The sequence below is a fragment of the Streptomyces sp. NPDC018000 genome (assembly GCF_044328025.1).
Lineage (GTDB): Bacteria > Actinomycetota > Actinomycetes > Streptomycetales > Streptomycetaceae > Streptomyces.
In genome coordinates this window covers 12,171-32,363 of sequence record NZ_JBIRGM010000002.1, presented here as the reverse complement: position 1 = coordinate 32,363, position 20,193 = coordinate 12,171, and the positions used below count along the sequence as shown (strand labels likewise).

At 69.1% G+C, this 20,193-nt stretch carries 19 protein-coding genes, 1 tRNA gene, 3 pseudogenes and 1 riboswitch; of the genes and pseudogenes, 9 read left to right on the top strand and 14 right to left on the bottom strand.

Going from position 1 to position 20,193, the window contains the following annotated elements; all coding sequences use genetic code 11:
* Positions 1 to 18: 18 nt before the first annotated feature.
* Positions 19 to 546 (bottom strand): DUF6879 family protein, encoded by a 528-nt coding sequence (locus ACH4EW_RS04615; RefSeq protein WP_398251358.1) that lies wholly within the window; start codon positions 544 to 546, stop codon positions 19 to 21.
* Positions 518 to 778 carry a hypothetical protein gene (locus tag ACH4EW_RS04610; RefSeq protein WP_398253252.1) on the bottom strand — a complete coding sequence of 87 codons (261 nt, stop codon included), beginning with the start codon at positions 776 to 778 and terminating at the stop codon, positions 518 to 520. The genes ACH4EW_RS04615 and ACH4EW_RS04610 overlap by 29 nt, the downstream gene beginning before the upstream one ends.
* Before the next feature lie 229 nt (positions 779 to 1,007).
* Between ACH4EW_RS04610 and ACH4EW_RS04605 the strand changes: the two genes are divergently transcribed.
* A complete protein-coding gene (locus ACH4EW_RS04605; RefSeq protein ID WP_398251355.1) occupies positions 1,008 to 1,214 on the top strand; it encodes a hypothetical protein in 207 nt (68 codons plus the stop codon).
* A gap of 347 nt (positions 1,215 to 1,561) precedes the next feature.
* Entirely contained in the window at positions 1,562 to 1,993 is a 432-nt protein-coding gene (locus tag ACH4EW_RS04600) for a hypothetical protein (RefSeq protein WP_398251352.1), read from the top strand.
* Positions 1,994 to 2,265: 272 nt separating this feature from the next.
* Here the strand turns inward: ACH4EW_RS04600 and ACH4EW_RS04595 are convergent, their stop codons facing one another.
* On the bottom strand, positions 2,266 to 2,775 hold the full coding sequence (locus ACH4EW_RS04595; protein ID WP_398253249.1) for a transposase: 510 nt from the start codon (positions 2,773 to 2,775) through the stop codon (positions 2,266 to 2,268).
* A 326-nt stretch (positions 2,776 to 3,101) separates the two neighbouring features.
* Positions 3,102 to 3,467 carry a VOC family protein gene (locus ACH4EW_RS04590; RefSeq protein WP_078638018.1) on the bottom strand — a complete coding sequence of 122 codons (366 nt, stop codon included), beginning with the start codon at positions 3,465 to 3,467 and terminating at the stop codon, positions 3,102 to 3,104.
* A gap of 96 nt (positions 3,468 to 3,563) precedes the next feature.
* Between ACH4EW_RS04590 and ACH4EW_RS04585 the strand changes: the two genes are divergently transcribed.
* The gene (locus ACH4EW_RS04585; protein WP_398251349.1) at positions 3,564 to 4,529 is read left to right on the top strand and encodes a helix-turn-helix transcriptional regulator; all 966 of its coding nucleotides are present in this window, start codon (positions 3,564 to 3,566) and stop codon (positions 4,527 to 4,529) included.
* 20 nt (positions 4,530 to 4,549) lie between these two features.
* On the opposite strand, the pseudogene ACH4EW_RS04580 reads toward ACH4EW_RS04585, so the two are convergent.
* From ACH4EW_RS04580 to ACH4EW_RS04560, 5 genes and pseudogenes are all read right to left on the bottom strand, one after another.
* A pseudogene (locus ACH4EW_RS04580) lies at positions 4,550 to 4,666 on the bottom strand (Rmf/CrpP fold protein); the annotation flags it as partial.
* Between the two features lie 124 nt (positions 4,667 to 4,790).
* Positions 4,791 to 5,042 (bottom strand): hypothetical protein, encoded by a 252-nt coding sequence (locus ACH4EW_RS04575; protein ID WP_398251346.1) that lies wholly within the window; start codon positions 5,040 to 5,042, stop codon positions 4,791 to 4,793.
* Complete coding sequence (locus ACH4EW_RS04570; protein ID WP_398251344.1) at positions 5,039 to 5,362, bottom strand: hypothetical protein; 324 nt, start codon at positions 5,360 to 5,362, stop codon at positions 5,039 to 5,041. Before ACH4EW_RS04570 ends, ACH4EW_RS04575 begins: the two co-directional genes overlap by 4 nt.
* 434 nt (positions 5,363 to 5,796) lie before the next feature.
* A complete protein-coding gene (locus tag ACH4EW_RS04565; RefSeq protein WP_398251341.1) occupies positions 5,797 to 7,185 on the bottom strand; it encodes an FAD-binding oxidoreductase in 1,389 nt (462 codons plus the stop codon).
* 182 nt (positions 7,186 to 7,367) lie between these two features.
* The gene (locus ACH4EW_RS04560; protein WP_398251338.1) at positions 7,368 to 7,760 is read right to left on the bottom strand and encodes an SHOCT domain-containing protein; all 393 of its coding nucleotides are present in this window, start codon (positions 7,758 to 7,760) and stop codon (positions 7,368 to 7,370) included.
* 277 nt (positions 7,761 to 8,037) lie between these two features.
* On the opposite strand from ACH4EW_RS04560, the gene ACH4EW_RS04555 reads away from it, so the two are divergent.
* From ACH4EW_RS04555 to ACH4EW_RS04535, 5 genes are all read left to right on the top strand, one after another.
* A complete protein-coding gene (locus ACH4EW_RS04555; protein WP_398251335.1) occupies positions 8,038 to 8,259 on the top strand; it encodes a hypothetical protein in 222 nt (73 codons plus the stop codon).
* Between the two features lie 54 nt (positions 8,260 to 8,313).
* The gene (locus ACH4EW_RS04550; RefSeq protein WP_398251332.1) at positions 8,314 to 9,513 is read left to right on the top strand and encodes an SPFH domain-containing protein; all 1,200 of its coding nucleotides are present in this window, start codon (positions 8,314 to 8,316) and stop codon (positions 9,511 to 9,513) included.
* 154 nt (positions 9,514 to 9,667) lie between these two features.
* Positions 9,668 to 9,741, top strand: a tRNA-Met gene (locus ACH4EW_RS04545).
* Between the two features lie 281 nt (positions 9,742 to 10,022).
* Positions 10,023 to 11,126 (top strand): PP2C family protein-serine/threonine phosphatase, encoded by a 1,104-nt coding sequence (locus ACH4EW_RS04540; RefSeq protein ID WP_398253246.1) that lies wholly within the window; start codon positions 10,023 to 10,025, stop codon positions 11,124 to 11,126.
* 316 nt (positions 11,127 to 11,442) lie between these two features.
* Positions 11,443 to 11,595, top strand: a riboswitch (cyclic di-AMP (ydaO/yuaA leader).
* An 11-nt stretch (positions 11,596 to 11,606) separates the two neighbouring features.
* The gene (locus tag ACH4EW_RS04535; RefSeq protein ID WP_398251329.1) at positions 11,607 to 12,809 is read left to right on the top strand and encodes a M23 family metallopeptidase; all 1,203 of its coding nucleotides are present in this window, start codon (positions 11,607 to 11,609) and stop codon (positions 12,807 to 12,809) included.
* 66 nt (positions 12,810 to 12,875) lie between these two features.
* Here ACH4EW_RS04535 and ACH4EW_RS04530 read toward each other — a convergent pair.
* Positions 12,876 to 13,178: pseudogene (locus tag ACH4EW_RS04530) on the bottom strand (IS200/IS605 family accessory protein TnpB-related protein); the annotation flags it as partial.
* A 2-nt stretch (positions 13,179 to 13,180) separates the two neighbouring features.
* On the opposite strand from ACH4EW_RS04530, the pseudogene ACH4EW_RS04525 reads away from it, so the two are divergent.
* Positions 13,181 to 13,387: pseudogene (locus tag ACH4EW_RS04525) on the top strand (aldo/keto reductase); the annotation flags it as partial.
* 6 nt (positions 13,388 to 13,393) lie between these two features.
* On the opposite strand, the gene ACH4EW_RS04520 reads toward ACH4EW_RS04525, so the two are convergent.
* The 4 genes from ACH4EW_RS04520 to ACH4EW_RS04505 form a co-directional block, all read right to left on the bottom strand.
* Positions 13,394 to 14,923, bottom strand: a complete 1,530-nt coding sequence (locus ACH4EW_RS04520; RefSeq protein WP_398253244.1) for a PrsW family intramembrane metalloprotease — start codon at positions 14,921 to 14,923, stop codon at positions 13,394 to 13,396.
* 87 nt (positions 14,924 to 15,010) lie between these two features.
* Positions 15,011 to 15,793: a tRNA (guanosine(46)-N7)-methyltransferase TrmB gene (gene trmB, locus ACH4EW_RS04515; protein ID WP_398253241.1), complete on the bottom strand. Its 783-nt coding sequence runs from the start codon at positions 15,791 to 15,793 to the stop codon at positions 15,011 to 15,013.
* A gap of 61 nt (positions 15,794 to 15,854) precedes the next feature.
* Positions 15,855 to 17,114, bottom strand: a complete 1,260-nt coding sequence (gene lhgO / locus ACH4EW_RS04510; protein ID WP_398251326.1) for an L-2-hydroxyglutarate oxidase — start codon at positions 17,112 to 17,114, stop codon at positions 15,855 to 15,857.
* Between the two features lie 196 nt (positions 17,115 to 17,310).
* Complete coding sequence (locus tag ACH4EW_RS04505; RefSeq protein ID WP_398251323.1) at positions 17,311 to 19,029, bottom strand: sporulation protein; 1,719 nt, start codon at positions 19,027 to 19,029, stop codon at positions 17,311 to 17,313.
* Positions 19,030 to 20,193 lie beyond the last annotated feature (1,164 nt).

The window sequence follows — 20,193 nt, the reverse complement described above, 5'->3', positions numbered from 1 at the left end:
TGCGGCTGAACCCTTCACCTAGTCGAGCTTGAATTCACTGTGCGGAATGGCCCGTTGCCACACCGCCTCGAACGCCTCAGCGCACAGCCGGGCCGCTGCGCGATCCGTGCTGACCTCCCCAGGGGCCGACGCCCCATCCCCGGTGAAGTGGTTCCACCGGATCAGCCGGCCATCGATAAGCCAGAAGTCGTTGCCAGGCAAGGCAAGGTCGGATGCCTGCCGCCGCGGAAGCCAGCGCACGTTTTCACCAGCAGCGATGTTCACGACCGTGCCAGCGTGCTCGTACCGGATGTACGCGGACACCGGTACGGAGATGATCCGGGCCCGGCGCATGATGACGCCGCGGGCGACGGTACGGCGGGCAAGGCTGGTCCATGGCGCCCAGTATGGCGAGTCAGGGTCGGTGTCGGCTTCTCCGGTCTCCCGCCAGCGGGCGACCGCATCGGCCTCGGACGTGACGCCGTACGTGTCGCGCATCTCCAGATGCACGGCCGACTCGCGGGCGCTGTCCAGCAGCTCAGCGAAGCTGGGCACGCTCTGCGACATCACATGCCTCCCTCAGGATCGACACCATGCGGACCGGCACCCGCACCACCTGCTCGTTGTCCGGGATACCGACAGCGTGCCCCGGTACTTCGAAACGGGCGCACTCAGCCTCCGTCGCCGCGTCAGGCTTCCATCCCTGAATGACAAGTTCGCCTCTGCTCTCGTCGACCCACACGGTCGGGCTCTCGCCTTGCCCAGTGTTCGGATCGATACCGATGAACCTTAAAGACACGTGGACCTCCAACGCTCCTGGTGTACAAGGATGTTCACACCCTTGTCTTGGCCAGGGTGTGAGTCAAGGGCACGAAAGCCCAAGTCGTAGGCGCCGAAATGGTGTCGTGAACATCTATGAACATCGCTGGCCGGTTCCGAATCCGCGCTCGTAGCGTCTGCGGTCACGAGAAACCCCGACCGCGTGAACGGCCCGGGGAACGTGGCCGACCCCACGAGGGAGCGACAACATGGCAGAGGGCACGCCCCGCCAGACCACCCCCACGGAACCAGTGCACCTGCTGGAGCCCACGCCACCGGTCAAACCGGTTCCGGGGTGCAACGTGTGCGCGGCTCTGGACCGGCAACGCGCTGATGCCGCCAGAGCAGGCGAGTGGTCACAGGCCACCGACTACTCCGTCGAGATGTGCCGCCACGCGCACGAAGGGCAGCAGTGAACGGGAGCACGCCCGAGCCCTCGTCCGAGCCCCGGCCAGAGTCACCGCCCCGGCGTGGCACGACGCCGCAGACCAAACCTGTCACGCTGGCGACGTTCCGGGTGTCTCGCGACAGCGGCCGGACATGGGGGGCCCGCAGGAAGATCCGTAGCACGGAGCCACTCGAACCGCTCTCGACATCCGTGTGGCCGCTCTGTGAGTGCCCGCGCTGCCGCTGAACGCCCCCGCAAGGCCGCCCCGCCCGCTGGTGATGCGACAGCGGACGGGGCGGCCTCGTGCCCTACTCGCTGTCCGGCGCCCCTGCTAGGCCGTGTATCGGAAGCGGATCATGCACATAGGGTGTCGGCATGTCGCTGAGCCACATAGCCCTCTCGTCCGGTCGTTCGATCGAGCTCACCGAGCTGCGGATGTCTACGACGTATGGGGGGATGCTGGAGGGCTATCCGTGCCAGCGCATCAACGACATGAAGGTCAGCGGCCTCCTGCGACAGGCCGAGCATGCGTTCTCCTTCGCGCCGGTGCATCTCGTTCCGCCCTCCCGCGAGTACCCGGACGAGACCGTCGGCGCCTTCGGACCCGTTGAGGTGCTGCCATCCGTGGCTTGCATCGGTGTTTTCGGCTCTACAGCGGTCGATCCTGAACTCGACGCAGTGCTGCACCGCTCCGCTCTCATCGTGGCCTGGTTCCAGGCCACCCCGGAGGTCCCGTCGGGCGAGAATGCTGATCTCGCTCTTCGCAGCATTCGCTGGGACGAGCTGGCACAGGACTACGAGCTCTAGGGACACGTGCTGATCACAGCCACTCGTTGATGGCCGCTACGAGGACAGTGGCCTCATAGCGGACCGCGACCCTAGCCCCAATACCGGTGATTTAGTCGTTTTACCGGCGGGTCGGGCTGGTCTTGGTCGGCTTGGTGATCGTGACGGTTGGCTTCTCTGGGCGGGGTGGGTGGCAGTGTTCGGCTCGTTTGAGTTTCCAGTTGGCCATCTTGCGTTTGATCACGCGGGGGTTGGACCGTTGCCGCTGGGGCGGCAGGAGTCGTTCACGGATCTCACGCAGGGCGTGTGCCAGGGCCCGGCCGAGTCGGCAGGGGGGAAAGCGCCGCCTGCCCGGTGACGTGGCGGCGGACGACGTGCAGGGTGCGGGTGAAGGAGATCCGGTCCGGATCCCGTCCTGCCTGTTGTGCGGCCTGGTGCATCAGGTCGCGCAAGGGGACCAGCAGGAACGCGAAGATCTCCTGCTCGACGCCGGCCGGATGCCGGGAGCGCAGGACGAGGCGGGGTCCGCCCTGGTGGGTCTTGATCTCATCCAGCGTGGTCTCGATCTTCCACCGCTGGGCATACAAGGTGGCCAGTTCGGCCGCCGGAGCGGCCTGCGGGTCGAGAATCGTGGTGATCAGCCGGTAGACCGTGCCGTTGGCGCAGTCGTCGAGGGTGTACTCGATGACTCGGACCGTGATCGGGTCGGCCCGGCGGTTCTTGTCCCGCGCGGCAACGATCTCCGACAGGTACGAGCCGTCGTCCAGGGTCTCGACCACGGGCAGGACCGCGTTGTTCTTCACCCGCCACAGCAGGTCGGCGCCACCCGCGGTACCAGGCCCCGGCCGTCGTCTCGGTGGCCACCGGTCGGCACACCCGGGCGAACAATGCCTTGAGCGGTTCGGGGCCCAGCCGCAGCCGTGCCCGGCCGATCGCCGCCGTCGACGGAACCCGCCGCTGATTGGCCAGCCGTCGTCAACGACGAGTCGAGCGACTTTCATGCGGTGGCGCGGGGTGAGGACAGCGTTCGGATGTGACATTTCTGCGCTCCTGGATAGGGCGAAGGGCCGACCATCGTGTGTGTGGTCGGCCCTTCGAGAACGAACTTGGCGGGTGTGGGGCGTGCAGGTCAGTCCACCGGGGATACCCGAATGAGGTTGCCGTCGGGGTCCGTGATCACGAACGTGCGACCGAAGACAGCGTCGTGCGGCCTCTCCACGACGTGGACTCCCTTTGAGACCCAGTTCGTGAAGATTTCGTCAACTGCCGACGGTGGTCCCGGCACCATCAATCCGACCTCGGTTGTGCGAGGGGTGTTCGGGACCGCGTGCTCGCTGTAGCCGGTCCACAGCGCGAACAGGACGCCGGGGGCAACCTCGAAAGCTACGTAGTGGGGACTGGTGAAGGTCGGTTCGATCTCGAACAGGTCGCTGTAGAAGGTGGTAGCGGACTTGGCGTCGCGGACGCCGATCAGGAATAGGTTCGGTGCGGGCATAGAGCGCTCCTCAACTCAGTGATTTCTCGGTACCGCTTCAATTGATCGCCGAATCGCGACAGAACCTGTCATCTTTTTCTGCGAACATTGGTCAGCGTGAAGGCTTCAAGGTTGTTGCACCTCTTGTTGCTCCTGCAGGCCCGCCAGCGCATCACCACCGCCGAGCTGGCCAAGCGTCTGGAGGTGTCTCGGCGGACTGTGCTGCGCGACGTTGAGGCGCTCTCGACTGCAGGGGTGCCTGTTTATGCCGAACGCGGGCGCAACGGTGGGATCGTCCTGCTCCCCGGTGCACGGCTCAACGCATCCCATCTGGAACCACCAGAGCTGGAAGCACTCTCCGTAGCGGGTTTGGACAGCACGCAACGTGAGCGCATGGGCCTGTCTGCGATGTGGGAGTCGGCCGCACGCAAGATCGCCGCCCGTCAGGCCGCACCACCTGAGTACCCAAGCCCGCTGCGACTGGCGGATCTAGTGCTGGTGGACAGCACCGCATGGTTTGCCGACTCAGAGGCAGCGGTCGACGTAGCCGATCTGGCATCGGCCCTGCGGCACCGACGCCGACTGCGAATCCAATACCGGCGCAGCGCCGAGAATCAGGCCTCAACGCGGGTGGTCGACCCGTACGGGATCGTGGCGAAGTCCGGCCGCTGGTATCTCGTTGCCGATCACAGGGGCGATGGTCGGCTGTTCGCTCTGGAACGACTCTCGGCCTACGAACAACTCGACGCGCCAGTTGCTCTTCGACCAGACGAAACCCTCCGCACCAGATGGGCCGCGTTGAAGGAACGCACCGAGGGGCAAGGTCGCGTGAGCGTGACCTTTCGCCTGCCAGAACATGGCCTCGACTTGGCGCGGCGCATCCTCGGCACACGCATCCATGATGTCTCCGATGCGGAAAACGGATCATGCACCGTCGTCGTCTGCTACCCCGACATCGAGTCAGTGCGTCAACTCCTCCAATTCGGCGACCACATCGAGATACTCACCCCGCAGACAGCCCGCAAACGCATCAGCCAGCTCGCCAGAGACCTGGCTGAAAGACACTCAACCCCAGCCACGTGACCGATCAGAACGGCCTGCTCTCAATCAACGTCTCCGGTCAGTACAGCTAGCGGCCGTGCGCGGGCGTAGCCACGGACCCACGCCGACCGGAGCAGCGACGTACGCGGGTACGGGCATACCAAAGGTGACTCCCGTCGGCGCTCCGCCTCCTACCCCGCCAAGACCGCTCGTGCGATCTGCTCGCGTGTTCCCGCCATTCCCCCCTTCTGACCTGCACGTATGACAGGGGCCACCCGTGTTCGACCGGTGGCCCCTGCCTCGTCACACGCCCTTCTTGCTCCCGTCGAACACTGGCATCACCGGGAACAGGTCACCAGTCCGGATGGACAGAACCGCCGGCCGATGGCCGCCGCGACTTTGCGCACACTGGTCGGCGTATCGGTGCGCCTGCGCGAGAAGTCGTACCGCGTGCCGCACGACGTCCGACGCCGTCACACCCGTCCCCTGCAACAAGGCCAAGTCGGCATCCAAGTCCGCCGTACGGCGCACGGACAAACGCTGCTGCCTGCTCACTGGCCCTCCCTGGGAAGGGCGACAGCTTCGGACCACGTCTTGCCCGCGGCCAGGGCGGCGCGCGCCTGCTCGCCAGTGACGTAGCCGGTGGGCGGGTGCTCGGCGAGCCGTTCGCACAGGTAGGCGCTAGTCCACTCGACGCCGAGCGGGGCGCCGTCGAGAACGTCGCGCAATGCGATCTTCGCGTGCATGGCGCGGTCGCACAGCACACGTTCGTACGCTTCGGCGCCGCCGGTCGTAGCTGGCGCGGGGATGTCGAGCGCGTCGAGAACGGCCGCGAGCAAGTCGCGCACGGCACCGTCCGGGGTACGGTCCTGCATGAGTCTGGACTCCTTGATCAGAAGGGGTTCGGATCAAGGCCCCGTCCGGCGTTGGAGTCGCCGTGGCGGGGCCGCCGTCGTGTCGGCGGCGCGGTGGTCACGTGGTCACGGGAGTGGTCACGGACGCGCCATAGAGGGCCGACACGGGCCGATACCGGATGGCGGGGCCCTGGCCTGCTGACCTGCGCGGGAGTTGAGATTCGTCACCGGGCACCACCCGGCGGCACGCCTGAATTCGAACTTTTAATCCGTTGGTTGTGGGTTCGAGTCCCACACGGCCTACGCCTCAGCCCCAGGTCAGAGCACATCTGATCTGGGGCTGGTCCCGTTCTGCGGGCTTCCGGGATCGTTGGCCGGCTCCTGCCGGCCCGAGCGGAGGACGATGCTGATGGTCGTGCCGTACGGCCGATACGCCGAGCGGCGCGACATCCGGGTCAGGCCGCCGGCTCGATGTTCTGGTTGGCGTGGAAGAGGTTGTGCGGGTCGTAGGTGCGCTTGATGGCCGCGAGGCGGTCGTAGTGGTCGCGGTAGGTGGCGCGTATCCGGTCCGGGGTCTCGCCCGCGCCGATGAAGTTCACGTAGGTACCGCCCATGGAGTGCGGGTGCAGCTCCTCCCAGTAGTCGACGCACCACTGCCTGAGCCTCTCGGCGTTGTCCGGGTCCGGGTCGATGCCCGCGATGACGCCGGACCAGACCGCGTCCCGGTAGGCCCAGGCGGTGTCGTCGGGGCCCAGTTGGTGGGCGGCGCCGTCGACCGGGTACAGGTGCATCGTCGACAGATCGGTGGGCAGGTTCTCGGTGTACTTGGCGTGGACGGCGATGGCGTCGTCGGTGATCCGGTCGAAGAAGTTGCCGCGCCAGTACCACTGAAGGCCGGCGGGGAGCAGCTCGTCGAACATGGACTGCAGGGCGGTGTAGGGCATCGGCGTCGTGAAGTGGAACGCGGGCGGGCCGGGGTCGTTCACGGGTTTCAGGGTGGCTTCGAAGAGGCCGGGGTCGCCGGTCCAGCACCACACGACACCGCACACCTTCTGATCGTGGATCTCCTCCGGGAACGGGGGACCGGGCGGCACGGTCAGCGCGGCGAAGAAGCCGCTCAGGTCCTTGGTGGCGTTCGGCAGGAAGTCGCGGTACCAGCGGAGTATGTCGGGGGTCCGGTCGACCGGCCAGAGGGTGATGGCGACGCCCACGGTGTCCACCGGGTGCATCCGGAAGGTGAAAGAGGTGACGATGCCGAAATTCCCGCCCCCGCCGCGCAGCGCCCAGAACAGGTCGGGGTGGGTGGTGCCGCTCGCCGTCACCGAAGTGCCGTCCGCCAGGACCACGTCCGCGGCCAGCAGGTTGTCGGCCGTCAGACCGTATCGGCGGGTGAGGTGGCCGTGCCCCCCGCCCAGCGTGAGGCCGCCGACGCCGGTGGTCGACTGGATTCCGGCGGGGGTGGCCAGTTGGAAGGCGTGCGCGGCGTGGTCGAGGTCGCCCAGCGTGGCGCCGCCGCCGACCGTGGCCGTTCGCGCCGTGGGGTCGATGTGCGCCCAGCGCATGGGTGACAGATCGATGGTGACTCCGTCGTCCACCAGACACAGGCCGGCGCCGCTGTGTCCGCCGCCGCGGACCGCGAGCACGAGCCCCTCGTCCCGGACGAAATCGACTGCGGCCATGACATCCGCCGTGTCGCGGCACCGCACCACGGCCGACGGACGTTTGTCGATCATGGCGTTGTAGATCGTGCGGGCGGTTCGGTACTCCGGGTCCTGCGGACCGATGACGGGACCGCGCAGCGCGCTCCGCATCGAGTCCAGGGTGTCGAGTGTGCTGCCGTTCATGGACCGCCATCTCCCTGTTCGCCGAGATGCGGCACTCCGAGTACCGCGGACGGAACCGGCCTCCGTGGGCTGTTGTCTCAAGCCTCCCCGTGGTCCGGGAGCCGTGCCAGTTCGCCGGAGCGCGGGGAGGGAGGCATACGCGTCACGGCTGCGGGAGAGCGCCAGGACGGGGGCCGGCGCGCTCAGACGAGGAGCTTCGTCTTCGCCCGCTGGTACTCCTCGTCCGTGAGGGCACCCCTGTCCTTCAGCTCGGCGAGCTTCGCCAGGTCGTCGACGTGCCCGCCCTTCTCCGTGCCGGCGGCCTCACGTACGTACGCCTTGAAGGCCGCATTACGTGCCTGCGCCTGCCTGATGTCCCGCTGCCCCATGGATTTGCCGCGCACGATGACGTACACGAGGACGCCGATGAACGGCAGCAGCAGGGCCACGAGCAGCCAGCCGGCCTTGCCCCAGCCGCTGAGGTCGTCGTCGCGGAAGATGTCCGAGACGATCTTGAAAAGTAGGAACAGCCACATGATCCAGAGGAAGAACCAGAGCATGGTCCAGAAGAGGTTGAGCAGGGGGTAACTGTCCACTGTCGGCTCCCCGGTCACTGCGAGCTCATCGCGTCGGCTGACTGAATTGGTAAAGCAGTCATATCACCACATAATTACCCTCGCTCGTTGTTGCGCGAGGCCGTCCTTCCGGTCGATCCTCCGGGGCGGGTGCGGAGTACCGTGGAAATGTCGAGGGAGGCTCCAGCCTCCAGGAGGCGGGGTCGCCTCGTGTTCATGAAGCGGCGTGAGACGCGACGCGGAGAGCGGCGTGAGCGGCGATGTGACCAGGCGTACGCAGGGACGCTCGCGAGGACGCATGCGCAGGGCAGATGAGTCCGCCCGGAGCCCGGTCGGGGCGATCGGCCGCGTCACCGTGCCGATTCCGCCCGGTGGCCCGGGCGAAGTACTGGTGGCCGTACGGGGTGGCTCGGAGGCCTACACCGCATGGTCGGCCACGTCGATCGACAGGGACGTACGTGTCGTTGTCATCGATGTGGTCTCGGCGCGCGGCGTGATCGTGGAGCGCCTGCCGTCCTGAGCCGAAGCAATGACATGCCCGTGTCGGGCAGTCACGTACGGCAGGAGTCTTCCGATGTTCTTCTGGCACGTTCCCGCCCCCAACGAGGCGATGCTCATATCCGGTTCCAAGGGGCAGACGCTGGACACCCAGTTCCGGATCGTCACCGGTCACGGCAGTTTCGTGCTCCCGGTGAAGCAGAAGGCGCGCATGCTCTCCCTGGCGCTGCGCGAGGCGGAGATCACCGAGGACTGCGTGACGCAGCAGGGCATCCGCCTCAACGTCCGGGCCGTCGCCGTCTTCAAGGTCGGCGACGATGCCGTGTCCATCGCCAACGCGGCGCGCCGCTTCCTGACCGAGCAGGAGCAGATGGAGGAGCTCGTCGGCCGGATTTTCGCAGGCCACCTGCGTTCCATCGTCGGCGGACTGACAGTGGAGCAGATCATCCGCGAGCGCAACCGGGTGTCCCAGGAGGTCATCGCGGGCAGCCATGGCGAGATGGAGAAGCTCGGCATCGTGGTGGACGCCCTCCAGATCCAGGAGATCGACGACGCCACCGGCTACATCAAGAACCTCGCCGCTCCGCACGCCGCCGCGGTCGCCAGCCAGGCCCGGATCGCCGAGGCCAAGGCCGACCAGGAAGCCAGCCAGCGCGAGCAGCAGGCCGCCGCGCTCAAGGCGGAGTACGAACGTGACACCGCGATCAAGCGGGCCGGTTTCCTCGCGGAGACCGAGCAGTACAACGCCCGGGCCGCGCAGGCCGGGCCACTCGCACAGGCCAGGGCCTCGCAGGAGGTCATCGAGGAGCAGACGGCGCTGGCCGAGCGGCAGGCCGCACTCGCGGCGCAACGGCTCGAAGCAGAGGTCAGGCGTCCGGCGGATGCCGAGGCGTACCGTCAGCGCACCCTCGCGGAAGCGGCCCGCGACCGGGCGAAGTTCGAGGCCGACGGTGGCGCGTACACCGAGCGGACCCTCGCTCAGGCGCAGGCCGACGCCAACAGCGTGCGCGCCGCCTCGCTGCGCGACGGCAACCAGGAGCTCATCGCGGCCAACCGCATCGTGGAGAATCTGCCCGCCCTGGCCGACGCCGCCGCCCGCGGTATGTCCGGGGCCGATCTCACCGTTCTCAACGGCACCAATGGCGTCAATGAGATGGCGGCCGGCGTGGTCGGCCAGGGGCTGGCGATCCTCCACGCGCTGCAGCGCGGCGCGAACCCGATGAAGCAGCCGGCGTTCAAAGGGAAGGCCACTCCCCGTATCTCCGAGACGGACTGAGGGCGGCGAGGCCAGGTGACTTCCGTACGCCTGAGGCCATGCCGGGCGCACGGACCGAAAGCAACGGGCCGAAAGCCTCGGACCGAAAGCGGCGGTCATGATGGGCCGAGTGGTCATGAGTGCGCCGGACATGCCGTAGAGTTGTATTCACCGACGCGGGGTGGAGCAGCTCGGTAGCTCGCTGGGCTCATAACCCAGAGGTCGCAGGTTCAAATCCTGTCCCCGCTACTGAAGAATCAGGCCTGGCACGCATACAGCGTGCCAGGCCTGATTCATTTCCTCGTCGCGTTCCGGGGCAACGAGTGGACGGCCCGTGCGTGTGTGAGCTGTACCACGCAAGACAAGTACCCCATTGGCCGGTGAGGAGTCGCCGCGCCGCACCGCTCCGGTGAGCCTGGGAGTGGGGCGCGGTACCGTCCGCAGCCGCGCGGGTACCGGGCAGGAGACCACAGGTGGGGAAGCGGCAGAAACGGCGCGGCAGACATACCGAGGGCGGTGACAGCCGTGCCATGCGGTTCGTCCGTATGCTGCCCGCCCTGATGATCCTCGGCGGGCTGGCGTTCGATCTCCTCACCCCGCCGACCTTCACCGCCATTCCGCTGTTCGTGGCGGCGCCGCTGATCGCTGCGCCGTTCTTCTCGCTGTCCAGGACCATCTGCATCGGCGTTGCCTCGGTGCTGGCTGTCGCCGTGCTGCGGCTGTACAGCAACACATTGCCGTTGGTCGTGCCGTTGATCGAGTTGCTCACCCTGGCCACCGTCTCGGTCCTCGCGGTCGTGATCAACACGGTCGTACGGCGCGGAATTGAGGAGGTGGCCTCCGCGCGGGTCATCGCGGAGACCGCCATGCGGGCGGTGCTGCCGAAGCCGTCCGACCGGATCGGCGGGCTGCATGTGGCGGCGCGGTACGAGGCGGCGCAGGCGGACGAGTACGTCGGGGGCGATCTGTTCGCCGTGTCGGACACCCCGCAGGGTGTGCGGCTGGTGGTCGGGGACGTACGGGGAAAGGGACTCGGCGCCGTGGAGTCGGTGGCGGTGCTTATCGGGGCCTTCCGGGAGGCGGCCGAGCAGGAGCGTTCACTGGAGGGCGTGGCGCAGCGGCTGGAGCGGGCGCTGGCGCGGGAGTGGGCGCGGGGTGGGCTGGACGCGGTGGAGGGTTTCACCACCGCTGTGCTGGCCGAGATCCCGCCCGGGGTGCCCCGGGTGCGGATCGTCAACCGCGGTCACCCCGAGCCGCTCCTGCTGTACGCGGACGGGACGCTGGAGGTGCTGAGGCCCTCGGTGCCCGCACTGCCGCTCGGGATGGACCTGGGGGTGTGGCCCGACCGGGCGGACGAATGGGATCTGCCGGCGGGGGCGACCCTGCTCCTCTACACCGACGGTCTCTCCGAGGCGCGGAACGCCGATGGGGTCTTCTACGATCCGGCGGCCCGGCTGCGCGGTCGGATCTTTCCGGGGCCGGAGGAACTGCTGTCCGGGCTGACCGATGATGTACGGCTGCACACGGGCGGCGAGACGACCGACGACATGGCGCTGCTCGCGGTCGTACGTCCCGCGGAGGGGCAGCCGGACCGGCGCAGGATCGTGAGGATTGTGGGCCTGGAAGAGGCGTGACGGGTGGGTCGGGTGCATCGCGCGGGCCCGCTGACTCGCGCGGGTCGGGTGCTTCGCGCGGCCTGGGACGAGGCCTTGGGCGGAGGACGCCACCGTACGTAATCGAAAGGCGTCGCTCCGCATAACAATTGACGCAACGTCAGAAACTGGGTAGTGACTGAGAGGCAATCAACTCGCCCGATTCCACCCGGTTGTGCCGGTAAAGTCCAGGCCAAAGACCTGAACGATCAGTGGGAACAGCTTGGAATCAGGCCCCTGCGTCTATTAACGTTCGATAACGCAGCGCGGTCGTCCCAGCCGTCGTCAGTGGCGGCACCGTGCGCGAGCGCCGAATTCCGCAAGGGAACCGGGGAACCATCTACATGGGGTGAATCGGACACCTGTGTCTCGTGAGAGGCAGAGGCGCCCGTAGGAGACCTTCCTGCTCCGAACCCGTCAGCTAACCCGGTAGGCGAGAAGGAAGGAAAGGAGTGCGCCCCCGTGGCGTCCAACAAGCCTGCCCCCGAGGCCCCCTCTCGGTTCAGCCCCGAGTTCAGTTCCGACGTCGGTGCTGACGTCGGATCCGGTTTCGGCTCCGACCACGGAACCACCGCGACGAGGACGGCGTTCGGCACCGATTACGGCACCGATTACCGCACCGAGCCGGGCGGCGACTTCACCGGTGAGTTCGGCAGCCAATTCGGTTCCGACGGCAACGGTGAGCCCGACAGGAGCTGGGGCGAGTGGAACCCCACCGAGGAGTCCGTCCGCCCCGTACGCGGCAAGCACCGCATCGCCAAGCAGCGCAACGGACTTGCCCGTAGCTCCACGGTGCTCGGGGTGGGCGTCATCGCGGCAGTCGGCGCGGGCGGCATGGCCAGCGCGCAGAGCAAGCCGCCGGTCTCCATCTCCCTTCCCGACTCCATCTCGGACAACCTCCCCGACGCCAAGTCCCTTCCCGGTGTGGGCTCGCTGCTCTCCGGTGAGTCCGAGGACGACAAGGCCGAGGCCGCCGCTGCTGCCCCGCTCACCACTGCCGGCCTCACTACCGCCGAGGCCGAACAGGGCGCGACGGATGCGGGCGAGGCACTCCGCGCCCGCATCCTCCAGCAGGCCGAGCAGCAGCAGGCCGCCGCCGACGCCGACGCCAGGGCGGCCCAGGAGAAGGCGGCCGCGGAGAAGGCCGCCGCCGAGGCCAAGAAGCAGCAGGATGCGGCCGAGGCCAAGGCCGCCGCCGAGAAGAAGAAGGCGGAGGAGAAGGCCAAGGCGAAGGCCGAGGCGCTGCGGCTTGCCAAGCTCGCCGCCAGCTACGCCATCCCGACCTCGTCGTACACGATCACCTCGACCTTCGGCCAGGCCGGCTCGATGTGGTCCTCCGGACACCACACCGGCCTCGACTTCGCGGCGCCGACCGGCACCCCGATCAAGGCCGTACACGGCGGCACCATCAAGTCGGCGGGCTGGTCCGGTTCGTACGGCTACCACACGGTGCTGGAGCTCGAGGACGGTACGGAGGTGTCGTTCTCCCACCAGTCCTCGATCGGCGTCAGCGTCGGCCAGAAGGTCGCCACCGGTGACACCATCGGCCGGGTCGGCGCGACCGGCAATGTCACGGGCCCGCACCTCCACCTGGAGGTCCACACCCCCGACGGTACGGGCATCGACCCGATGGCCTGGCTGCGCGCCAAGGGCCTCAACCCCTGATCCGCCGGCCCGCCTTTCGGCCCGCTTGATCCGAGCCGGTTCTTGCAGTCCTGACGCTCACTGTTCCTAACCAGTGCGCGTGAGTGGGTCCTGGACCCACTGCTGCGTTCTGGGCGCATCCCGAACGGTGTTGGATGCGCTGGGTTCCCGCTTTCGCGTCCCGTTCGGCGGCACGCCTCCAGGGGCGTGATCCGTTGCGGGTGGGCGGGTTCCCTCACGCCCCCGAGTGCCTGGTGGGGCCTGGGCGGTCCGATGCCCCGCACGATCACTCCGGTCGTGTGGGGGCGGTGCCGTCCGACGCCTGATGGGGTGTCCGAGGGCGCGGCGTCCGATCGCGATGCCGGCGGCATCGTGACGGGACATGGTGCGGTAAGGCCCTGGCGGCGCTCGACAGGGTCGCCCAGGAGCACGACGCGGAGATCGCGACCGTCGCGCTTGCGTGGCTCGCGTCCCGGCCGACCGTCGCCGCGCCGATCGCCTCGGCCCGTACGGTCGAGCAGCTGCCCGCGCTGGTGGCCGTCGCCGGCCTCTCGCTGACCGAGCAGGAACTGGCCGATCTCACCGAGGCATCCGCCTGACGAGGGCTACTGCGGCGGCGGCCGGTGCGAGTTGAGACAGGGGTTGTGGCCGTAGCCGCCGTACTGCGCGGGCTGCGGGAACGGGTACGCGTACGGGGGCGTCGACAGGGGGTGGGGGCGCAGGAGGCCCATGGCCTGCGCCGCGTACGTCAGGGCGGGAGCGGCCACTTCCCTGCGTTGCCAGAGGTGGTGCAGCAGCTCCAGCTCGCGTTCGGGGAAGTCCGGGCCCGCCGTCCCGCGGCGGGCCTGTAGGCGCAGCGAGGCCAGTGACGTCGCGAACGATTCGTATTCGGCGACGGCGCGGGCGGCAGCCCTGCCGTGGGCCTCGGCCTGTGCTTTGGCATGAGCACTGACCCGGGCCGAGGGCCTGCGCCCGGGCGACACATGGCCCGGCCCGAACGCCGGCGCGTACCCCGGTCCGTACGGGCCTCCCCAGGCTGCGGCGGCGTGTCGTTGGCGTGCCGCTTCGCGTGCCATGCCGCGGGCCCGCATCGAGGAGAGGGCGAGCGGTTCGGCGGGGGTCAGCCAGCCGGCCGCAGCATAGGCCGGAAGCTCGGCGGAGAGCATACGCAGCTCCCGCTGGCGCGACCAGATCGCCAGCCAGGTCACCAGGCCGAAGACCGGGACCATGAACACCCCGTACACGGCATAGAAGCCGTACGGGCCGAATGACGCCGACCCGTTCCACAGGGCGTGCATGCCCATGGCGAGGACGAGACCCAGCAAAGGCAGTGCGATGCGGCGGATCCGGCGGTGCTTCGGAGTGACCGCGGCCAGCCCGAAACCTATTCCGGTCAGCACCGTGAAGAGCGGATGCGCGAACGGCGACATCACCGCCCTCACGAAGAACGTCGCGGCAGTCACCGAGGCGATGCCCGAGGTGCCTATCTGCTGGTCCTCACCGAAGGCGGTGCCCAGATAGAGGATGTTCTCGGTGAAGGCGAAGCCGCTCGCGGTGAAGCCGGCGATGACGACACCGTCGACGATCCCGTGGAATTCCCGCCTTCGGAACAGGAAGATCAGCAGGACGGCCGCGGCCTTGGCGCTCTCCTCGACGACCGGCGCTATGACCGTGGCGCCGAGGGTGTCGGCGTCCGACGGGTCGGCGGCGGCCGTGGCTATCCAGCGGGTCGCGAACGAATTCGCGGTGATCGCGACCAGGGCGGCCGCGAACGCACCCCAGGCGAAGGAGAACAGCAGATTCCGCCACGGTGCCGGTTCGACCCGGTCCAGCCAGCGGAACGCCGCCATCAGGAGAGGAACGGGCAGCACGGCGAGACCCAGACCTACGAGAAAGCCCTCGGTGCCCGTCTGGTCACGGACCAGGGCCAGGATCGCCAGACCGCACAGCGCGAGCACCGTGAACACGGCCGCTATGCGGAATGTCCTGCTGCGCCACACCATGCCGACGCGGCGTGGCCGGTAACGCCAGTGCTTGCGCTCCGGCACGGAAGCCAGGATCTCGCCGACCCGCTGCTCCTCGAGAAGCGGGACGGCCGGCTGTGACTGCCGCTGCTGGACAGACCCGTCGGACACCATCCGACGACCCTAACGATCAGCACTGACAGCCGGCCACGGGGCGACGGGTCCGTCAGGTCCCGTCGCCGGCTGCGCCCGCGGGTCTCAGCGGCGGGCGAAGAGCAGGTCGTGCACGACATGGCCCTTGTCGAGGCCCTGCCCCTCGAACCGGGTCAGCGGCCGGAACGCAGGGCGCGGCGCATAGCCGCCGTCCGTCTGGGTGTTTTCGAAGAGGGGGTGCGCGGTCAGCACCTCCAGCATCTGCTCGGCGTACGGCTCCCAGTCGGTCGCACAGTGGATCACGGCCCCCGGCTTCAGCCGCTGCGCCACCAGATCGAGGAACTCCGGCTGGATCAGCCGCCGCTTGTGATGGCGCTTCTTGGGCCACGGGTCGGGGAAGTACACCCGCAGCCCGTCCAACGAGTCCGGCTTCAGCATCTCGCGCAGCAGGATGATCGCGTCACCGTTGGCGACCCGGATGTTGGACAGGCCGTTCCGGTCCGCGAGACCGAGCAGATTGCCCTGGCCCGGGGTGTGCACATCGACGGCGAGAATGCCCGTACCCGGGTCGTCGGCCGCCATTTCCGCTGTGGCCTCACCCATTCCGAAACCGATCTCCAGTACGACCGGGAGCCCGTCGAACAGAGTGGGCAGGTCGAGGAGGCGCTGCCCGTCGATGTCCAGGCCCCACTTCGGCCAGAGCCGCAGCAGGGCGTCCTCCTGGCCGGGCGTGACGCGGCTGCGGCGCGGCTGGAAGCTGCGGATCCGGCGCTCGTGGTGCGATCCGGCCGGATCGATCGCGGGTCCGCCGGGGAAGCGCGGCTCCTGGCGCAGCCTGCGCTGCCGCTCGAAGGAGGCGGCGCGCAGATCGTCCGGAATCCCGGCCACGGCATCGCGGGACTTCGGGGCGGAAGGATTCGCGGAGGGATCTGCGGAGGGGTTCAGGGACTCAGACACAATGCCCCGATTCTACGGCGGGCGGTTTCCACTCCGTCCCCCGTGCCCGGAGCAGCGCCCTGCGTGCCACCTCCCGCCCGATGGGCAGGGAGGCCGTCGCGGCGGGCGACGGGGCGTTCAGCACGTGCACGGTGTGCGGGGCCTCGCGGATCAGGAAGTCGTCCACCAGGGTGCCGTCCCGCAGCACGGCCTGGGCCCTGACCCCGGCCGGGGCCGGACGCAGATCGGACTCCGTGACCTCGGGCAGCAGCCGCTGCACGGCTGTCGTGAACGCCCGCTTCGACAGTGAACGGTGCACCTCGCCCGCCCCGTACCGCCAGTGTCTGCGCGCGATCTGCCAGGTGCCGGGCCAGGCCAGGGTGTTCGCCAGCTCGCGGGGGCGTACGACGGGCCAGCCGTACCCCTCGCGGGCCAGCGCCGGCACCGCGTTCGGCCCGACGTGGATGCTGCCGTCGTGGCCCCGGGTCAGATGCACGCCGAGGAACGGGAAGGCCGGATCGGGCACCGGATAGACCAGGCCGCGCACCAGCTCCGGCCGCGCCAGCTCGTAGTACTCCCCCCTGAAGGGCACGATCCGCACCCCCGGATCGTCGCCCGCGAGCCGCGCCACACGGTCGCAGTGCAGCCCCGCGCAGTTGACCAGCACCCGGGCCCGCACCACCGGGCCGTCCGCCGTACGCACCGCCACACCCCAGGGGCGCCGGTCGATCGCGGTGACCTCCGCCCCGTAACGGATCACTCCGCCCTCCGCCCCGCTCACCTCGGCGGCGAACCGCGCCGCGACCGCCCCGAAGTCGCACACCCCGGTCGTCCCGACGTGGATCGCGGCGAGCCCGTGCACCTGCGGCTCGTACTCCGCGATCTGGGCGGGCCCCAGCTCGCGGACGGGCAGCCCGTGCTGCCGGCCGCGCTGGACCAGTGCGTGCAGCCGGGGCAGCTCGGACCGCTCGGTCGCGACGATCAGCTTGCCGGTCACCTCGTGCGCGATGCCGTGCTCGGCGCAGAAGTCGACCATTTCGGCGGCGCCGCGCACTGCGTAACGGGCCTTGAGCGAGCCGGGGCGGTAGTAGATGCCACTGTGGATCACTCCGCTGTTGCGCCCGGTCTGGTGACGGGCGGGGCCCCACTCCTTCTCCAGCACCGTCACCCGGGTGCCCGGAGCGGTGCGCGTGATCGCATACGCCGTCGACAGGCCGACGATCCCGCCGCCGATCACCAGCACATCGCAGTCGTACGCCGCGTGCGTCATCATGACGCCACCTCCCACCCCGATAGTGCACTGACCCACTGACAACGTACTCAAACCAGTGAAGCCCCGCGTGGCGCCGAATCCTTACGCCTGGCGGCGGCCGGATGCCGCCGCCAGACCGTCCGGACACTGTTTGTATGCCACAAGGGCGTCGTGGTGACACTGTGAGGTGCGTGGTCCGTCCTGCGCCGCGGTCCGGCTACGCGGGTGCCACCAGCAGCGGCCGGGCCCTTTCACGCAGCTCGGCGACGCGCGGCTCGTGCCCGTACGGTTCGAGCCGGTGCAGCAGATTCCGTACGTACTCCGTGGTACGCGCCGAGGAGATGCGGCCCGCCACCTCCACCGCACGGGTGCCCGCCGCGCAGGCCGCGTCCAGATTCCCCGACTCCAGCTCGGCCACCGCCGACACCACGAGCCGCAGCCCGTGCGAGCGGACGAATTCCTCGGTGGGTCTGGACAGGGCCTGCTCGGTGAAGCGCCGAACCTGCCGGGGCGCCTTCAGATCGAGGTGGCACTCCGCGGCATCGGCCGCGAACCTGTCGTACGAGTAGAAGCCCAGCCAGGACGGGTCCGCATCGCCGTCCCTGGAACGCTCCAGCCAGCCCTCGGCGGCCTTCAGCGCTGCCCCTGCGGCCGGTGCGTCACTCGCCTTCGCATGGGCGCGTGCCTCCACCAGACGGAAGAAGCTCATGGTGCGGGCGGTGGCGAGCCCCCGGTTGCGTTCGACGGCGGCCTGCGCGAGGTCGACCCCCTCGTCGGCGAAGCCGCGGTAGGTCGCCTGCAGCGACATCGAGGCGAGCACATAGCCGCCGAGAGGTACGTCGGCCGCGGCCCGCGCGAGTCGCAGTGCCTGGATGTAGTAGCGCTGGGCGGCCTCCTGCTGACCGGTGTCGAAGGCCATCCACCCGGCAAGCCTGGTCAGTTCGGCCGCTGCGCCGAAGAGCGCCCGGCCCACCTCGTCACTGTACGAACCGAGCAGCAGCGGCGCGGCATCCACGCGTAAGCACTCGGGAACCATGGAGGAACGCCAGTCACCGCCGCCGTACTTGGAGTCCCAGCGGCGGGCGTCCTGGGCCGCCTCGCGCAGCTTGGAGACATCGCTGTGGCCGACCCGCAGCGGGGAGATGTCGCTCGTGATCGTGTTCGCGGTTGCGGTCGCGCTGGTGGGCGTGGGCGTGGATGCGGTCTCCGGGCCCGGCCGGGCGGGGGCGGGCGGTGTCCGCTGTGCCTGCGGAGCTTCCGGGGTTTCCAGCGTCGCCCGAGCCGCCTGCGTATTCAGCGCTGCCTGTGCTCCGGGTATCGGCTGTGCACCGAGCGGTCCCTGAGCGGCCAGGGCCCCCGGCGTCGCACCCGCTGCGCCCGGCCCCCTCTGCGCCCCTGCACCGGGGTGTGCGCCCCTTGTGCCCTGGGTGCCGAGGATGGCTGCCTCGGCGGCTGTCGAGTCGCGCGCCACCGATGGGTCGGCGGGGGATATCAGCCAGCGGGACGCGGGCATCGCGTACGCACTCACCGAGAACGAACCCGCCAGCGACTGCCAGATCCCGCCGCTGCCCGCCCGTCGTCCGGCCAGATCCAGCCGGTACAACTCGGTCGCCGAACGGACGGCCTCGGCCACATCGCGCGGAAAGGCCAGCCCGACCTCCGGCGCCGGATCGGCATCCGCGAGCCCGATCTCGTGCAGCGGGACCGGCCGGCCGAGTTTGGCGCCGATCGCCGCCGCGATGAGATGGGGCGCGGCGCCCTGCGGCACCATCCCCTTGGAGACCCACCGGGCCACCGAGGTCTTGTCGTACCGGAGCGTCAGACCGCGCTGCGCCCCGAGATCGTTGACCCGCCGGGCGAGCCCGGCGTTGCTGATTCCCGCGAGGGCGAGAACGGTTCCGAGCTTCTCGTTCGGTCCGCGTTGCTCCCTGGACATGCGCCACCCCTCGACACACAGACGGCAGCCGCGTCACCGTTGCGGCGCGCGGCATTCGTACTGTGTCCTCCCCAGGGACGGACCCCGGCACTCCGGCCGCACACGCGTATGGCCGAGCCCCGAGGAATATGCCTCCTGCCGAGAACCTCAGTAAACCCAGGGTAGTTCGCCGCATCCCTACCGTTAAGGGGCAGACGTCCGTATGGCGGGATTGTTGTCCGTGCGGATGCGAGCGCCTTCGCGGTGCCGCTCCGGGCGCTGCCGCGGTGCCACTCCGGTTGCCGCGCACAGCGGCCCGGATCCCGGCCCGGCTCCGGTCGGGGCCCCGCTCGACGCCCCGTTCGTGCGCTCCCGGAGGCACCGTTTGCACGTCGCGGCGACACCGCCCGCCCAGTCCTGTACGTGCTCCTGGTGTGTGGCCGTGCGCCTGGCCGTGCGCTCTCGTACGGCCGTTTCGGAAGCGCTTCCATGGTTGCTGCGTGGGTCGGCCCACTGCATCGGACTCAGTGGGCTGGGGGACACTGCCGCCTCATTCCCCGCAGGCGGCGGACCGGTCCGGGAGGTGAACGGACGCCTCCCGGACCGTGCGTTGACACTGGTACGGGCCGGGTGCGGGGGCCATGCCCTGGCTGCCTGCCGCCCAGGTGGCGATCTCCTGCGACCGACGGGGGATTCCAGGAGGAACTCGCGAAGAATCGGGGAATGAAGTGGGGCGAAAAGGGACTTCTGATGCGTCGAGTTCCCTGTCGCCGGGTTGCAGCATGCTCTGAGAATGGCTGAATATCGCCGGTCGATCGAGGTTGGGCCGACCGATTCGCGTACATCCCGTCGACCATTCGGAAGTCGTCCGTCACCGGCCCGTGTGCCCTTCGGGGGTGGTCGGATTTCGGCCGGTGGATCTCGCTCGTACGGGAACGCAACGCGCCCGAGCCGTAAGCCTGTTGGCATATGAGCCGCCTCACGCGGGCTGTGCTTCGGTCGGCCCTCGGGAAGCCCGCCGCCGGTTGCCGTCCGACGCGCGTCCGTCCGCACCCGGCTGCCGCCCGTCCCGGCCCGTCCCTTGCCAGGGGCGCATGCGCTTCCGGCGTGCGCCGTCCGTAGCCACTCCTGTGCGCCTTTGTCGTGGCAGCATGTTCGCAACGGCGCCGCGTGGTACCGCAGTTC

Coding starts and splice junctions, on each gene's coding strand:
- lhgO (WP_398251326.1), bottom strand. CDS start 17,114: ATGATGACGCACGCGGCGTACGACTGCGATGTGCTGGTGATCGGCGGC.
- ACH4EW_RS04590 (WP_078638018.1), bottom strand. CDS start 3,467: ATGCCCGCACCGAACCTATTCCTGATCGGCGTCCGCGACGCCAAGTCC.
- ACH4EW_RS04540 (WP_398253246.1), top strand. CDS start 10,023: ATGCGGTTCGTCCGTATGCTGCCCGCCCTGATGATCCTCGGCGGGCTG.
- ACH4EW_RS04600 (WP_398251352.1), top strand. CDS start 1,562: ATGTCGCTGAGCCACATAGCCCTCTCGTCCGGTCGTTCGATCGAGCTC.
- ACH4EW_RS04505 (WP_398251323.1), bottom strand. CDS start 19,029: ATGTCCAGGGAGCAACGCGGACCGAACGAGAAGCTCGGAACCGTTCTC.
- ACH4EW_RS04605 (WP_398251355.1), top strand. CDS start 1,008: ATGGCAGAGGGCACGCCCCGCCAGACCACCCCCACGGAACCAGTGCAC.
- ACH4EW_RS04615 (WP_398251358.1), bottom strand. CDS start 546: ATGTCGCAGAGCGTGCCCAGCTTCGCTGAGCTGCTGGACAGCGCCCGC.
- ACH4EW_RS04565 (WP_398251341.1), bottom strand. CDS start 7,185: ATGAACGGCAGCACACTCGACACCCTGGACTCGATGCGGAGCGCGCTG.
- ACH4EW_RS04555 (WP_398251335.1), top strand. CDS start 8,038: ATGCGCAGGGCAGATGAGTCCGCCCGGAGCCCGGTCGGGGCGATCGGC.
- ACH4EW_RS04570 (WP_398251344.1), bottom strand. CDS start 5,362: ATGCAGGACCGTACCCCGGACGGTGCCGTGCGCGACTTGCTCGCGGCC.
- ACH4EW_RS04550 (WP_398251332.1), top strand. CDS start 8,314: ATGTTCTTCTGGCACGTTCCCGCCCCCAACGAGGCGATGCTCATATCC.